This window comes from Micromonospora sp. NPDC023644 (genome assembly GCF_040640115.1).
In the GTDB taxonomy this organism is placed as follows: domain Bacteria; phylum Actinomycetota; class Actinomycetes; order Mycobacteriales; family Micromonosporaceae; genus Micromonospora.
The window spans coordinates 86,078-100,793 of sequence record NZ_JBFABA010000011.1 but is presented as its reverse complement, the minus strand read 5'-3'; the positions used below and the strand labels follow the sequence as shown (position 1 = coordinate 100,793).

Annotated in this window: 13 protein-coding genes; 5 read left to right on the top strand and 8 right to left on the bottom strand. The window is 74.6% G+C overall.

The window, feature by feature from the left end:
• Positions 1 to 20: 20 nt before the first annotated feature.
• On the bottom strand, positions 21 to 512 hold the full coding sequence (locus AB0G08_RS11780; RefSeq protein ID WP_358086378.1) for an FBP domain-containing protein: 492 nt from the start codon (positions 510 to 512) through the stop codon (positions 21 to 23).
• Between the two features lie 71 nt (positions 513 to 583).
• Between AB0G08_RS11780 and AB0G08_RS11775 the strand changes: the two genes are divergently transcribed.
• Complete coding sequence (locus AB0G08_RS11775; protein ID WP_358086376.1) at positions 584 to 1,153, top strand: WHG domain-containing protein; 570 nt, start codon at positions 584 to 586, stop codon at positions 1,151 to 1,153.
• A gap of 15 nt (positions 1,154 to 1,168) precedes the next feature.
• Here the strand turns inward: AB0G08_RS11775 and AB0G08_RS11770 are convergent, their stop codons facing one another.
• The gene (locus tag AB0G08_RS11770) at positions 1,169 to 1,912 is read right to left on the bottom strand and encodes an N-acetyltransferase (protein ID WP_358086374.1); all 744 of its coding nucleotides are present in this window, start codon (positions 1,910 to 1,912) and stop codon (positions 1,169 to 1,171) included.
• A 483-nt stretch (positions 1,913 to 2,395) separates the two neighbouring features.
• Between AB0G08_RS11770 and AB0G08_RS11765 the strand changes: the two genes are divergently transcribed.
• Positions 2,396 to 2,749: a TraR/DksA family transcriptional regulator gene (locus tag AB0G08_RS11765; RefSeq protein ID WP_148710084.1), complete on the top strand. Its 354-nt coding sequence runs from the start codon at positions 2,396 to 2,398 to the stop codon at positions 2,747 to 2,749.
• Positions 2,750 to 2,850: 101 nt separating this feature from the next.
• Here the strand turns inward: AB0G08_RS11765 and AB0G08_RS11760 are convergent, their stop codons facing one another.
• Together AB0G08_RS11760 and AB0G08_RS11755 are read right to left on the bottom strand one after the other, a co-directional pair.
• Positions 2,851 to 3,123 carry a GlsB/YeaQ/YmgE family stress response membrane protein gene (locus tag AB0G08_RS11760; protein WP_358086372.1) on the bottom strand — a complete coding sequence of 91 codons (273 nt, stop codon included), beginning with the start codon at positions 3,121 to 3,123 and terminating at the stop codon, positions 2,851 to 2,853.
• A gap of 191 nt (positions 3,124 to 3,314) precedes the next feature.
• Positions 3,315 to 3,926, bottom strand: a complete 612-nt coding sequence (locus AB0G08_RS11755; RefSeq protein ID WP_358086370.1) for a TetR/AcrR family transcriptional regulator — start codon at positions 3,924 to 3,926, stop codon at positions 3,315 to 3,317.
• Between the two features lie 91 nt (positions 3,927 to 4,017).
• Here AB0G08_RS11755 and AB0G08_RS11750 point away from each other — a divergent pair, with 91 nt between their 5' ends.
• Positions 4,018 to 5,064, top strand: a complete 1,047-nt coding sequence (locus AB0G08_RS11750; RefSeq protein WP_358086368.1) for an aldo/keto reductase — start codon at positions 4,018 to 4,020, stop codon at positions 5,062 to 5,064.
• 228 nt (positions 5,065 to 5,292) lie between these two features.
• Here AB0G08_RS11750 and AB0G08_RS11745 read toward each other — a convergent pair whose 3' ends face one another.
• Entirely contained in the window at positions 5,293 to 6,555 is a 1,263-nt protein-coding gene (locus AB0G08_RS11745; RefSeq protein ID WP_358086366.1) for an FAD-dependent oxidoreductase, read from the bottom strand.
• A 135-nt stretch (positions 6,556 to 6,690) separates the two neighbouring features.
• Here AB0G08_RS11745 and AB0G08_RS11740 point away from each other — a divergent pair, with 135 nt between their 5' ends.
• Positions 6,691 to 8,268 (top strand): helix-turn-helix domain-containing protein, encoded by a 1,578-nt coding sequence (locus tag AB0G08_RS11740; protein ID WP_358086364.1) that lies wholly within the window; start codon positions 6,691 to 6,693, stop codon positions 8,266 to 8,268.
• Positions 8,269 to 8,381: 113 nt separating this feature from the next.
• On the opposite strand, the gene AB0G08_RS11735 is transcribed toward AB0G08_RS11740, so the two are convergent.
• Complete coding sequence (locus tag AB0G08_RS11735) at positions 8,382 to 10,586, bottom strand: ATP-dependent RecD-like DNA helicase (RefSeq protein WP_358086362.1); 2,205 nt, start codon at positions 10,584 to 10,586, stop codon at positions 8,382 to 8,384.
• A gap of 194 nt (positions 10,587 to 10,780) precedes the next feature.
• Here AB0G08_RS11735 and bla point away from each other — a divergent pair, with 194 nt between their 5' ends.
• Complete coding sequence (gene bla / locus AB0G08_RS11730) at positions 10,781 to 11,740, top strand: class A beta-lactamase (RefSeq protein WP_358086361.1); 960 nt, start codon at positions 10,781 to 10,783, stop codon at positions 11,738 to 11,740.
• Positions 11,741 to 11,753: 13 nt separating this feature from the next.
• Here the strand turns inward: bla and AB0G08_RS11725 are convergent, their stop codons facing one another.
• Positions 11,754 to 12,197 (bottom strand): hypothetical protein, encoded by a 444-nt coding sequence (locus AB0G08_RS11725; protein WP_358086359.1) that lies wholly within the window; start codon positions 12,195 to 12,197, stop codon positions 11,754 to 11,756.
• Positions 12,194 to 14,710, bottom strand: a complete 2,517-nt coding sequence (locus tag AB0G08_RS11720; RefSeq protein WP_358086357.1) for an AAA family ATPase — start codon at positions 14,708 to 14,710, stop codon at positions 12,194 to 12,196. Before AB0G08_RS11720 ends, AB0G08_RS11725 begins: the two co-directional genes overlap by 4 nt.
• Between the last annotated feature and the right edge of the window lie 6 nt (positions 14,711 to 14,716).

The following is a 14,716-nucleotide window of genomic DNA, read 5'->3' as shown; positions in this document are numbered from 1 at the left end:
GGGTCGCCGCACCCCGCGGATCAGGCCGTCACGTTGGCGACGAACGCGGCGACGTTCGCCACGGTCCGCTGGATCTTCTCCTCCAGGGTGAGTGACTCCTGCAGCCGTGCGCCGGCGCCCGCGTCCTTCTTGCCCCGCACGTAGAGCGAGCAGGCGAGGTCGCTGCACACGTAGGTGCCGACCGTGTTGCCCTGCTGCCCGGCCTTGCCCGCCCTGGGCGCGACCATCAGCGAGACACCCCCGCTCGGGGCGGTCAGGCACATCGAGCACATGCCGCGCCGTGGCTGCGCGGGGGTGGGGCTGGGACAGCGCAGCGCGAGGGCTCTCGGCCGGCCGTCCAGCTCGACGACGAGGTAGGCGCGCTGGGGGGACCGGGGATCTCGCCAGCCGAGGTAGTCCAGGTCGTCCCAGGGGCGCTCGGCCAGGTCGCGGGGGACGGACAGGCGCTTCGCCTCGCCCCTGGTGCAGTTCACGAAGGCGGCGCGGATCTCCTGCTCGGTCAGCGGCTTCATGCGAGGCAGGCTAATTTGCCTAAACTCATTAGGCAAATGCATAATCGGTTATGCCTAGCGGGCGGAGGAGCATGGCACGGGCAGGACTGACCACGGAACGCTTGACCCTGGCGGGGGCGGAGCTCGCCGACGAGGTCGGCTTCGAGCAGGTGACCGTCTCGGCGATCGCCAGGCGGTTCGACGTCAAGGTCGCGAGCCTGTACTCGCACCTGAAGAGCTCCCAGGACCTGAGGACCAGGATCGCCCTGCTCGCCCTGGAGGAGCTCGCCGACCGGGCCGCCGACGCGCTGGCGGGGCGCGCCGGCAAGGACGCCCTGACCGCCCTCGCGAACGTCTACCGCGACTACGCCCGGGAGCATCCCGGCCGCTACGCCGCGGCCCAGCTCAGGCTCGACCCGCAGACGGCGGCCGCCAGCGCCGGCGGCAGGCACGCCCAGATGACCCGGGCGTTGCTGCGCGGCTACGACCTGACGGAGCCGGACCAGACACACGCGGTCCGGCTGCTGGGCAGCGTCTTCCACGGCTACGTCAGCCTGGAGCTGGGCGGCGGGTTCAGCCACAGCGCCCCCGACACCGAGGAGACCTGGAGCCGGGTCCTGGACGCCCTCGACGCCCTGCTGCGCAACTGGCCCGCGCCCTGAGCGCGGCGCGACGACCTAGAGCCGGTGGCTGACCCAGACGTTGGGCTCGACGTAGACGGCGTGGTCGTGCGCCACGTCGCAGTGCACCGGCACGAGGGCCCCGGGCACGTGGACCGGCCCGCTGGTGTCGAACGGCAGGCCCGTCCAGCGACGCCAGTCGGCGAGGGTCCCGGCGATCGTCATCGACCGGGTGGCGACGCGTTCGATGCGTCCGCCCGCGCGGACGTGCACCCGCAGCCAGGGGTCGACCGGCAGGCCGTCCTCGCGGACCTGCGCCGCGTACTCCGTCATCGGCAGTTCGGGCCGGGCGTGCTTGCCGCTCGGTCGGACGGGCGCGACAAGTGTGTCGTAGCCCAGTTTCGCGACGGCCTCCCGCATCGCGGCGAGCATCACGGCGGACAGCCCGGTGCCGCGCCGGTCGGGCCGGATGCAGATCTCCAACGCCGAGACGATGTTCGGGTCGGCGCCGGTCAGGCGGTTGAGGGTGGACCGCTGGATCACCCGGTCCCAACCACCGTCGGGAAGCTCGGATTCCGTCCAGCGCAGCGGCACCGCGTACGCCCGGGCGACCGCGCGTGCGGGATCGGCGGGGTCGACGGCGGCGAACACGAACTCGGGATACAGGTCGTGGGCGACGCCGTAGTACAGCGCGCCCATCGGGTCCCACAGCATGAACGGCGGCCACGCCCCGTCGAAGTCTTCGTCCAGCGAACGGGCGAGGTCGGGGCGGTCCGCCAGGCTCACGATGTCGAGGGTCACGGCCGAAACGTAGAGCGCCGGGCCCGGCGCGCGCACCTCAGTTTCGGGGCCTGTGCGACGGGTCACGGCCGCCCCGGCCGACCCGGCGACCCCACGACGAGGGCCCCGAGACTCCGGACGCTGGCCGGTGCGCAGGCGTTCGGTCTATGGTGACGCCGTGATCGCCCCCGGCCCCTCCCGGCAGCCCCGCACCGCGGCCCACCAGGACCTTTCCGTGCCGTCGCGCACGGCCGCGACGGTCGGGCGGCGGAGCCGCCTCGTCGCGGGCGCGATCACCCGTCGCCTCGTCGTGCCGTCGGTCGTCCGCGCCAGCCGGGGCGCCGTCGCGCCGATCGTCGCGCCGCCGACCCGGCGGGCGCCTCGCCAGCGCCGCCCGCCGCCACCCGGTCGAGATCCACGGGACCGGCACCGGCGGGCGGAGCGCATCAGCGCTCCGCCCTTTCTTTTCGTTGCGAGCAGGGAGAAGGACCGATCGTGTACGTCGTGAACAGGCAGGACGAGCTGGGGGTGCTCCGGATCGTCCTGGAGGAGCAGTACGAGCGGCACAGCACCCAGCTGGCGCTGCTGGACCGGCAGGCCCGCCAGGTGCGCTCCGACGGCGCCGATCTCGAGGCCGCCGCCGCGTTGACGGCCGCCACGCGACGGGCCCTCGGTGACATCGCCCGGGCCCTGCACTACCTGGAACAGGGCCGCTACGGCACCTGCGAGGGGTGCGACCGCGACATCCCGATCGAGGAGCTGGCGCACCGCCCCTCGGCCCGGTACTGCGCCACCTGCCGGCCCGCGCCGCACCGGCGCGCCGCCCACGGCCGTACCAGCTGCGACTGCCGCAGCTAGGCAAGCCAGCTGTCCTCGCCGGCGCGGTCCTTCGGGCAGCGCGGCGGACAGGACGGCGCCGGCCCGCCGCGAGGGTGGGCCGGCGCCGTCGGACGCGCAGATCAGCGGATACGTCGGCGACCGTAGGCGCCGGCGGCGATGGCGACACCGATCGCGGCGAAGACGACCTGGAGGGCCAGCTCGATCCAGTCGATCCCCCCGGTGTCGTCGACGCCCAGGGCCCCGGCGACGAGGGTGCCGAGGATCGCCGCCACCACACCGATGAGTAGCGTGAGCCAGATCGGGATGTGCTGCTTGCCCGGTACGACCAGGCGGCCCAACGCCCCGATGATCAGACCGATGATGATGGCAGTGAAGAAACCGGTGACTTCCACTGGAGCCGCCCTTCCGGATAGTTGTCGTCGAGCGGGTTGTTGCCCCCGCCGGAAGGGCGGCGAAACCACGCACGGTCCCTTCCACAGCTTCTTCACACAACTGTCACGGAGCCGCGAACGAAACGTCATCGGTGTCGCCGGACGGCGCGGCGGCCCGCCTCGGGCGCGGCAGCCGAGGGTGTGGCGCGCCGTCAGTTGCGACCGTTGGTCGGCGTGTAGACGCCGGCCCGCGCGGCTGCCGCCGCCCCTTCGGCGGCCCGGTCGGCCGCGGCCTCGTCGACGGGATCCCCGCTGACGAGCAGGCGGTAGTAGAGCGGGGCCGAGACGGCGCGGACGACCTCGGCCGCATCCGTGCCGGCGGGCAGCTCCGCCCGCTGCACGGCCTGTTCGACGCAGGGGGCCCACTCGGCGATGCGTACGGCGTAGAAGCGGTGCAGCGCCTCGGCGGCGCGGGGGTCGCAGGTCGCGGCGACGATGACCGCCCGGAACAGTGCGCCCTGGCGCGGATCGACCAGGGTGCGCTGCACGAGCCGGGCATTGGCGCGCAGGTCCCCGATCAGCGAGCCGGTGTCGGCCCGTGGCGACGACTGCTCCGCCATGTCCGCCAGCAGGTCGGCGACGAGGCCGGCGACCGTGCCCCAGCGGCGGTAGACGGTCGTCTTGCCCACCTCGGCGCGGCGCGCCACGTCGGCGAGGTCGAGACGGTCGAAGCCGTGCTCGATGAGCGCGTCACTGGCGGCGCGGAGCACGGCGGCGCGCACCCGGGCGGTCCGTCCTCCGGGCCGGATGGCGCCGACGGTCATAACGGGTCTCCAGTTCCCTTAGCTGCGGACGGCTGCTATCGTACCCACCAGCTTAAAGGAACCGCAGTTCCGTTAACTGAGGGGTGTGATCGTGGAGTACCGACGACTGGGGGCATCCGGCCTCACCGTGTCCGCGCTGAGCTTCGGCGCCGGCACCTTCGGCGGTTCCGGACCGCTCTTCGGCGCCTGGGGCAACACGGACGCGCGCGAGGCCAGGCGCCTCGTGGACATCTGCCTGGACGCCGGGATCACGATGTTCGACACCGCGGACGTGTACTCCGACGGCGCGTCCGAGGAGGTGTTGGGGCAGGCGATCAGAGGCCGTCGCGACGCCGTCCTGATCTCCACCAAGAGCGGCCTGCCGACCGGCGACGGGCCGAACGACGCGGGGACCTCACGGGCCCGGCTCATCCGCTCGGTCGACGCGGCGCTGCGCCGACTCGGCACCGACTACATCGACCTGTTCCAGCTGCACGCCTTCGACGCCGCGACGCCCGTCGAGGAGGTCGTGGCGACACTGGACGACCTGGTGCGGGCCGGCAAGATCCGCTACGTCGGCGCCTCCAACTTCGCCGGCTGGCAACTCATGAAGTCCCTCGCCGTCGCCGACCGGGACCACCGTTGCCGGTACGTGGCCCACCAGGTCTACTACTCGCTGGTCGGCCGGGACTACGAGTGGGAACTGCTGCCCCTGGGCCTCGACCAGGGCGTCGGAGCCGTCGTGTGGAGCCCGCTCGGCTGGGGACGACTCACCGGCAGGATCCGCCGCGACACCCCGCCACCGCCCGCGAGCCGGCTGCACGCCACCGCCGCGTTCGGTCCGCCGGTCGACGACGAGCACCTCTTCCGCATCGTGGACGTGCTCGACGAGCTGTCCCGCGAGACCGGCCGGGCAGTGCCGCAGATCGCGGTCAACTGGCTGCTGCGACGACCCACCGTGGCCACCGTCATCATCGGCGCCCGCAACGAGGAGCAACTGCGGCAGAACATCGAAGCCGCCGGCTGGTCACTCACACCCGAACAGATCGCCCGGCTCGACGCGGTCAGCGCCCGCACCGCGCCCTACCCGTACTTCCCTTATCAGCGGCAGGAGGGCTTCGCCAGGCTCAACCCCTCGCCGATCGCGACCGTCTCCTGACCTCGGCACCTCGCCGACCGGCGGGCTTCCTAACCGGGCACCGGAAGCCCTGGACCACTCGCCGTGCTGGCCCGCCCGGCTGTGCTGGCCCGCTGGCCGGGCTGGCACGTCCGGCTGCGCTGGCCCGGTGGCCGCGGGCGGGCGGGAGACGGCGGCCCGCCCGCCCGCGGCATCCGTCCGGGTGCCGCGAGGCCGGGCCGGCGGCTCCTCGGTTCCGGGCGGTGCCCGTCAGCGCAGCGGGTCGAAGGGGCGCAGCTCCACGGCCTGCCCGCCGCCGGTGATCTGCTCGGCGAGCAGCTCGCCGGTGAGCGGGCCGAGGGTGATGCCCCACATGCCGTGGCCACCGGCGGCGAAGACGCGCGGCGACCTGGTCCGGCCGATCAGGGGAAGGCCGTCCGGGGTGCAGGGCCGCGAGCCGACCCACTCGTCGGTACGCGCGTCCAGGTCGGCGCCCCGCAGCAGCGGCCGCGCGGCCTCGGCGATGGCCGACACGCGGCGCCGGTCCAGCGGCGCCTCGGCGCTGCGGAACTCCATCATCCCGGCGACGCGCAGCCGGTCGCCCAGCGGCGTGCAGGCCACGCGCTGCGCGGGGAAGTAGACCGGACCGGCCGGCAGGTGCTCGATCGCGACGCTGAAGCTGTAGCCGCGGCCGGCCTGCACGAGGGTCCGGACGCCGAACCGCCGGGCCAGCTGGCCGAGCCAGGCGCCGGTCGCCAGCACCACGGCGTCGTAGCGCTCGTCGGCGCCGGCGGAGGTCGCCACCCGGACCGCGGTTCCCTCGTCGCGGACGTCCACCACGTCGACCCCGGCCACGATCGCTCCGCCCCGCGCGCGGACGGAGTCGGCCAGCGCGTGCACGTACTGCCCCGGGTTGACGTAGCGCTGGTCGTGCAGGCGGATGGCGGCGCCGACCGCGTCCGACAGCGAGGGCTCCACCTCCCGGGCCTCGGCCCCGGTCAGGACGTCGAACTCGATGCCCTGGCCCGCGGCGTGGATGTGCGCCAGCTCGTCGAGCAGGACCGACCGTTCGGCCTCGGTCCGGTACGCCGCGAGGAACGACTTCGCCTCGTGCGTCGGCGCCGCGACCCCGCCGGCCGCCAGCGCGTCGAACGCCGCCAGCGCCCGCCGGTTCACCGGGATGAGGGCCCGCATGGCGGCCTGCCACTTGGCCGCCGTGCTGTGCCGCGCGAAGCCCGCCAGGAACCGCAGGAGCCGGGCGTCCGCGCGCGGCGGCACGTAGACCGGCGAGGACGGGCTCAGCACGGCGCGCACCCCGTAGCGCAGCACGGCCGGCTCCGGCAGGGGAGTGGTGATGCCGGGGGTGAGCCAGCCGGCGTTGCCCCACGACGCGCCCGCTGCCACCCCCGTACGGTCGAGCACGGTGACCCGGACCCCCCGCTCCTGCAGGAACCAGGCGGTGGCCAGCCCGACCATCCCCGCGCCGACGACGGCGACGTGCTGGGGGGCGGGCACTGACTCGACGGGGGACATGGCGTTCTCTCCTTCAGGCGCAACCGCGATCGCGGCCAATCCTGTCCCCGCCGGGCCGAGAGGTCATTGTCCGTTCCGACCAAGGTTCGCCCAGGTCATTGGCCCGGACGCACAAGATCGAGGCACAATCGCGGCATGCTCACCGTGGCTGGCGTGGTGGACGCGGCCGGCGCCGCGCTGCTCAAGGTCGTCGTCCCCGCCGACGAGGCGGAGGTACGCGACGTGACCGTCGCCGAACTCGACGACGCCACGACCGGCCAGAGCGGCGACCTCGTCCTCGGCGCCGGCATCGCGACCCCCGAGCAGGCGCTCACCGTCGTCGCGCGCTGCGTCGAGACCGGGGCGGCCGGCCTCGTCCTCAAGCCCCCGCTGGCCGCGCACCCCGACGTGACGTCCGCCGCCGCCCGACGGCGCCTGACCCTGGTCGAGTTGCAGCGCCACGGCTCCTGGGCCCAGCTCGTCTGGCTGCTGCGCGGGATGATCGACCGGGCCGTCGCGCCGGGCTCGCCGGAGACCGGGGAGCCCGGCGTGTACGACGAGCTGTTCGCCCTCGCCGACGCGACCGCCGCCGTCGTCGACGCACCAGTGACGATCGAGGACGCCCAGTCCCGGGTGCTCGCCTACTCGTCGCGCCAGGACCGCACCGATCCGGCGCGCGTGTCGACGATCGTCGGCCGCCGCGCCCCCGGCAACGTGATCGCCCACTTCCGGTCCCGTGGCGTCTTCCGCAAGCTCGCGACGGGCAGCGAGCTGATCTTCGTACCGCAGGGCCCGGACGGGACGCTGCCCCGCCTCATCATCCCGATCCGCGCGGGCGGCGAGCTGCTCGGTTCGATCTGGGCCGTCGTCGAGGGCCCGGTGCCGGACGGGCGGTTGCGCGACCTCCAGGGCACCGCGTCCGTGCTGGCCCTGCACCTGCTCCGCCTGCGCGTGCAGGCCGACGTCGCGCGCCGGGTGTCGGCCGACCGGCTGCGGGCCGCCCTGCGGGCCCCCGGCAGGATGGGGCGCGAGGAGCTGGCCCTGCCCGCGGGGCCGTGGCGGGTCGTCGCCCTCGGCGCGCACGGCGGGACGGGGGAGCTGGTCGACAACCTCGCCCTCTGGGAGTCGATCACCCGCCGGCACGGCTGGCGCCAGCCGCTGCTCGCGGACGTCGGCGACGTCCTGTTCGCCGTCCTGGTTGACGAGGGCGCCTCGCCCGGGTCGCGGCGCTGGATGGAGAGGCTGATCCACGACGTCGCCGTGCAGGATCCGGGGCTGTACGCCGCGTCCGGCGGCGTCGCCCGGAACCTGGCGGACCTGCCGCGCTCGCGCGCCGAGGCGGCGGAGCTGCTCGCGTTGCGCGGTCCGGTCGGGCAGCGGGGGCCGGTGCTGCGGTTCGAGGACCAGTGGGCCGAGGTGGTGGTGCACCGGGTGGTCGGCGCGGTGCCGAGCGTCGACCTGCTGGTGGGTGGGCCGCTGCCCGACCTCGTGGCCCACGACCGGGAGCACGGCACCGACTACGTCGCCACGATCGCCGCCTGGCTCGACCAGCAGGGCGACCCGAACAGGGCCGCGCGGCAGCTGCACGTGCATCCCAACACGCTGCGGTACCGGATGCGTCGCCTCACCGAGGTCGTCCCCGTCGACCTCGCCTCGCCGCGCACCCGGCTGGCGTTGCAGATCCAGCTCGCGGCGCTGGGCCCCGCGCCGGCCGCGCCCCGCCCGCCAGCGTAGGAGCCCTTGCCCCCGCCCCGACCCGCCGGCTTAGGGCCGCCCCGCGCCGGTCGCGGTCCCCACCCGCGGGGGCAGGCGTACCCGGGCCGGCGGCGCGCCGGGCGGCGGGCCGCTCAGGCGAGACGGTGGTCGAGGGCGGTGTGGCGGCGCCCGGCGCCGACGGTGCGGACGGCGGCGGCGAGGGCGCGGCGGGAACCGACCAGGACGACGAGCTTCTTGGCGCGGGTGACGGCGGTGTAGAGCAGGTTGCGTTGCAGCATCATCCACGCGCTGGTGGTCAGCGGGATGACCACGGCGGGATACTCGGAGCCCTGCGAGCGGTGGATCGTCATGGCGTACGCGTGGGCCAGTTCGTCGAGTTCGTCGAAGTCGTAGTCGATGCTCTCGTCCTCGTCGGTGCGTACCGTCAGGGTCTGCTCGTCGGTGCTCAGCGCGGTGACGATGCCGACGGTGCCGTTGAAGACGCCGGCCTGGCCCTTGTCGTAGTTGTTGCGGATCTGGGTGACCTTGTCGCCGACGCGGAACACCCGCCCGCCCAGGCGGCGCTCGGGCTGCCCGTCGCGGGCCGGGGTGAGCCGCTGCTGGAGCAGCGTGTTCAACGCCGCCGCGCCGGCCGGGCCGCGGTGCATGGGGGGGAGGACCTGCACGTCGCGGCGCGGGTCGAGGCCGAAGCGGGCGGGGATCCGGGTGCAGGCGACGTCTACGGTCAGGGCGGCGGCGGCCTCGGTGTCGTCGCAGGCGAACAGGAAGAAGTCGCGCAGGCCCTCGAGCAGGGGCGGCCGGCCGGCGTTGATGCGGTGAGCGTTGGTGACGACCCCGGACTCCGCGGCCTGGCGGAAGACCTGCGTCAGCCGGACCCGGGGGATGGCCGGCGCGGCGAGCAGGTCCCGTAGCACCTCGCCGGCGCCGACGGAGGGAAGCTGGTCGACGTCCCCGACGAGCAGCAGGTGCGCGCCCGGCGGGACGGCCTTGACGAGCTTGTTGGCCAGGATCAGGTCCAGCATGGAGGCCTCGTCGACGACGAGCAGGTCGACGTCGAGGGGGTTGTCCCGGTCGTGGCTGGCCTCCCCGCCGGGGCGTAGCTGCAACAGCCGGTGCACGGTGGCCGCCGGATGCCCGGTCAGCTCCGACAGTCGCTTCGCGGCCCGGCCCGTCGGCGCGACGAGGGTGACCTTGGCCCGCTTCGCGGCGGCGAGTTCGACGATCGAGCGGACGGTGAAGCTCTTGCCACAGCCGGGCCCGCCGGTCAGCACGGCCACCCGGGAGGTGAGGGCCAGGCGGACCGCCTGTTCCTGCTCGGGGGCGAGGTCGGTGCCGGTGCGGGCCTTCAACCAGGCCAGCGCCCTGCCCCAGTCGACGCCGGTGAAGTGGGGCAGCCGGTCGGCGCGGTCGCGCAGCAGCCGCAGCAGGGACCCGGCGAGCGACTGCTCGGCACGGTGGAACGGCACCAGGTACACCGCCGTCGTCGGCTCGCCGTCCGGCCCGGGCAGCGTCTCGCGGACCACGCCCTCCTCGCCGACGAGCTCGTCGAGGCAGGCGGTGACGAGGTCGCCCGGCACGTTGAGGATCTTGATGGCGTCGTCGACCAGCTGCGGGTGCGGCAGGTAGCAGTGTCCGTCGTCGGTGGCCTCGGACAGGGTGTGTTGCAGGCCGGCCTTCACCCGCTGAGGGCTGTCGTGCGGGATCCCCACGGCCTGGGCGATGGTGTCGGCGGTCTTGAAGCCGATGCCCCACACGTCGGCCGCCAGCCGGTACGGCTCGTTGCGGACCACGGTGATGGCGGCGTCGCCGTACTGCTTGAAGATCCGCACGGCCAGGGAGGTGGACACGCCGACGCCCTGAAGGAAGACCATCACCTCCTTGATGGCCTTCTGCTCCTCCCACGCCGCGGTGATCTTCGCGGTGCGCTTCGGCCCCAGGCCGGGCACCTCCACCAGCCGGGCGGGCTCCTCCTCGATCACGCGGAGGGTGTCGAGGCCGAAGTGGGCGACGATCCGCTCGGCGAACACCGGACCGATGCCCTTGACCAGCCCGGAACCGAGGTAGCGGCGGATGCCCTGGATCGTGGCCGGCAGGACGGTGGTGTACGAGTGCACCTCGAACTGCCGGCCGTACTGCGGGTGCGACGACCACCGACCCGACAGGCGCAGGCTTTCCCCCGGCTGGGCCCCCAGCAGCGCACCGACCACCGTGAGCAGGTCGCTGCCGTGGTCGGTGGCCACCCGGGCGACGGTGTAGCCGGTCTCCTCGTTGACGTACGTCAACCGCTCGAGCACCGCGTCCAACACGGCCGACGGTGGGCGGGTGGGGGCAGTCACCCGCCCATCCTGCCTCCTGCCGACGCGGGGTTGCCGCCGGCCCGGCCATGCCACCGTGGAGGAGCCGTCCCGGGCGGGCGGATCGCCAATCCCTCCCGTGATGCAACCGATGGTGGCGGGCGGCGCGTTGGCTCATGGGGTGGCAGGGGCCGAGACCCCGCCCATCCTCATGACCCGACAACGGAGGCAGGACCTTGACTTCGACGCAGCCGACCATCACCCGCCGTGCCCTGCTGGGGGCGGCAGCGGCCCTGCCGCTGGCCGGATGCGCGGACGGCGGCACGCCCCCTGCCCCCACGTCCTCCGCTCCGCCCGCCTCCCCTTCCGCCGCCGTTCGCTCCGCTTCCCCCTCCGCCGCGGCGACGAGTGGCCGCCACGAGCGCCTGGCGGAGCTGGAACGCAAGTTCGACGCGCGTCTGGGCGTGTACGCCCTGGCCACGGGCACCGGCGACACCATCGCCCATCGCGCGGACGAACGTTTCGCGTTCTGCTCGACGTTCAAGGCGCTGGCGGCCGCGGCGGTGCTGCACCGCCACCCGCTGTCCCACCTGGACACCGTCGTCAGGTACACCGGGGACGACCTCATGCAGAGCTCGGTGATCACCAGGCGGCACGTGGCCACGGGGATGACGATCCGCCAACTGTGCGACGCCGCCGTGCGCCACAGCGACGGTACGGCCGGCAACCTCCTGCTCCGCGACCTGGGCGGGCCGGCCCAGCTGACCGCGTACGCCCGTGGCCTCGGCGACGAGGTCACCCGGATGGACCGGATGGAGCCGACGATCACGACCGCCGTCCCGGGCGATCCCCGCGACACGTCCTCCCCGCGCGCACTCGGCACCACCTACCAGCGGCTCGTGCTGGGCGACGCCCTGCCACCGGAGAAGCGCGCCGTCCTCCGCGATCTACTCGAACGCAACGCCACCCGCGCCGGCACCCAGCGCATCCGCGCCGGCGTGCCGCGCGGCTGGACCGTGGCCGACAAGACCGGGACCGGCGCCTACGGCACGGTCAACGACATCGCGGTCGTCTGGCCCACGACGTCCCCACCGCTCGTCATCGCGATCATGTCGAGCAGGGCCACCAGGGACGCGGAGTACCAGCAGGCGCTCGTCGCCGAGGCAGCCGCGTACGTGGCGGCCACGCTCACCTAAGGTCGCGCCTCACCTAGGTCGCGGGCAGGTCATCCTCCGGCTCCGCTGTCTCGTCCAGCCGGGCGAGCAGGACGCTCACCTCGGTGTGCAGGCGACGCAGCTCCGCGGCCGTCGGTGCCAGCTCGTAGCAGTGGTGGTGGGCGGCGGCCGACAGGGTCGCCCAGGCGAACGCGGCACGGCGGGCGACGACGACCCCGGGACCGAACCGGCCGCGCAGCATCAGCTGCTTGGCCCGGCCCTGCCGGCACCGCGCCACCGCCGGCCTGGTCCGCTGCCAGTAGGCGTCGATGCCGCCCTCGAGGGCGAGCCGGATCAGGCAGGCGCAGGCCCGCGACCACCAGCCGGCGGCGACCGCAGCCGTACCGAGCGGGCCGGCGCCGCGCAGCAGCTGGTCGGCCGCCGCCAGGCAGTGCAAGGGCGTCGGCGCGGCCGCCCCCGCAGCCGTTCCGGCGGTCACGAGAGGGCCTTCGCGAGGTGGCGGGCGTCCGCAACGAGGCCGGGCAGGTCCGCCAGGGGCGCCCCGTGCACGCCCTCCCGGCACGCCTGGTAGGCGGCCACCGCCCGCGCTCCGTGCCGGCGGCCCAGATACCCGAGCACGTCCCCGCCCCGGTCGGCGTCGTCGAACAGCGCCAACGCGACCGTGGTCGCCAGCCGCCGGGACGCGTCCACGATGGCCGCCTCGATGTCGTCGTGCGGCACCCCGCGCGCCACCCGCTGCCGCCACACGACCCGGTGACAGGCCGCCTCCAGCGCCGAGCGGCACAGCTCCGCCACCACCGGACCGCGCACCTCGGCAGGGATCTCCTCGTTGCGCGCCAGCGCGTACGCGTCGTCTAGGTAGCGCGCCACCGGGTCGGACGCCGGACGCAGCGTCACCACCGACCGCTCCGCGCGGGTCACCTCGATGATCCGGGCCCTTCCCAGGTCGAGCCGGCGCACCGCGTCGGGCAGCCGGGTGTCGTGGGTGAAGACGACCACCTGCCGCTGTTCGGCCAGCGTGGCGAGCACCCGGGCCAGCCCGTCGACCTTGGCCGGGTCCATGCTCTGCACCGGGTCGTCGACGACGATGAACCGGAACGGGCTCTCCGGCGCGCAGCCGCGCGGCAGGAACGTCGCCAACCCGAGGGCGTGCATCTCACCCTGGCTCATCACGCCGAGCGCGGTGCCGTTGTCGGCGCCGTCCACGCTGACCGGGAACACCACCCGCCGCCGCGTGTTCGTCCCCTCCAGGGCCATCGCGCCCAGCTCGACGTTGCTCTCCTGCCGCAGCTGCGCCCAGATTCGCTGCGAGTGCTCCGCGAACGGCGCCACCCGCTCGCTGCGCAGCTGCGCAGCGGTGGACTTCAGCCAGGCCCGCGCCGCCTTCACCCGGGCCAGCGTCGCCTCCCGCTCGGGCAGCCGGGCCGCGGCGCCGACCCAGCCGCGCAGCTCGGCCGCCGCCCGCCGCCACCCGGTGTCACGCTGCCGCAGGACCCCTTCGGCGTACGCGCGGGCCGCGTCCGCCGCGGCCACGACGGCCGGGTACCGCGCGTCCAGGTGCGCCGCCAGTTCCGCCGGTTCTGCGGGTACGCGCCGCAGCGCCGCCACCGCCTCGCGCAGCCCGTCCAGCGGCACCTCCGCCGCGTCGCGCGGCTTGTCCCGCTGCACCCCCGCCGCGTCGCCCGCCGGCACGGTGAGGTCGTCGATCAGGTGGTGCGCCCGCCGCAGCAGAGCGGTCAGCCGCGCCGCCGCCGACTGGGCGGCGAGACTGCGGTCCCGCAACCGCGCCAGCGACGCGCCGACGGCGCTGCGCCAGTCCCCGTCGAGGGTGCCGGCGTTGCAGACCGGGCACGGGCCGTCGCCGGCGTCCTCGTGGTGCTCGATGGCGAGGCGGAGCAGCTCCGCGCTGCGCAGCGCCGCCCGCGCCCGCCCGCCGTCGTGCCGCTGCACCTCGGCCGACGCCTCGCGCAGCTGTTCGGCCAGCCGCGTCACCTCCTCCGGCGTCGGCACGGCCAGCTCGACCAGGCGCCGGCACAGCGGCAGCGGCCCGTCGGCGGCGACCTCCTCCGGCTCGTCGAGGATCGCGCCCAGCGCCGCCAGGCCGACGGCGCCGCGCCCCGTCAGCAGAGCGGCCGCCCGTCGGGCCCGGTCGTCGGCGACGTCGGCCAGGCGCTCGGCGAAGGTGGCGCGCTGTGCCCGTACCTCCTTGATGGCCGCGTCCAGGGGCCGGGCGGCGGCCAACAGTCGCTGGTCGGCCTCGGTGATCGCCTCCAGGCCGAGGATCGCGGAGATCGCGTCGAAGAGCTGGCTCTGCGTGCCGGCGGTGAGTCGACCCAGCTCGGCGGCGGTGAGGAACGGCCGGTACAGCGCCAGCGGGCGGGCCAACCCGAGTTCCGCCAGGTCCGCGTGCCGCCCGGCGTCGCTGGTGACGATGACCTCCGCGTCGGCCAGCGCCGCGCCGAGCGGCCACGACCGCGTCACCGTGACCGGCTTCGCCACCCCGTCGACGTGCAGCTGTGCCACGATCCAGCACGGGTCGGGGGAGTGCAGGTTGCGCCACCCCGTACGCCAGACGCTGTTGCGCTCCGCCCACCGGGCGCTGTCGCCGGTCAGCGCCAGCTCGACGGCCTCGGCGAAGCTCGACTTGCCGGAGCCGTTGCGTCCGACCACCAGGGTGAGGCCGGGGCCGGGGTCGATCTGGAGGGTGCGTTCCGGGCCGACGCCACGGAACCCGGCGACGGTGACCGAGGAGAGCCAGATCCGGCCCGTCGGCGCCTCGTCGGCCGAGGTGCCCAGGTCCAGGCTGGTCGTCCCGCCGTCGAGCGCGGTGGCGAGGTCGTCCTGCCCGGTCAGCGCGGCGAGCACCAGCTCGGCGGTGTGGTCGGGCACGTCGTCGGCGGTGAGCCGCTCGAAGATCAGCTCGACCAGCGGTTCGGCACGGCGGGCGGGCAGGGCCGGCGTGGTGGGGGAGGGCTGGCGGGGGACGGGCATGGTGTT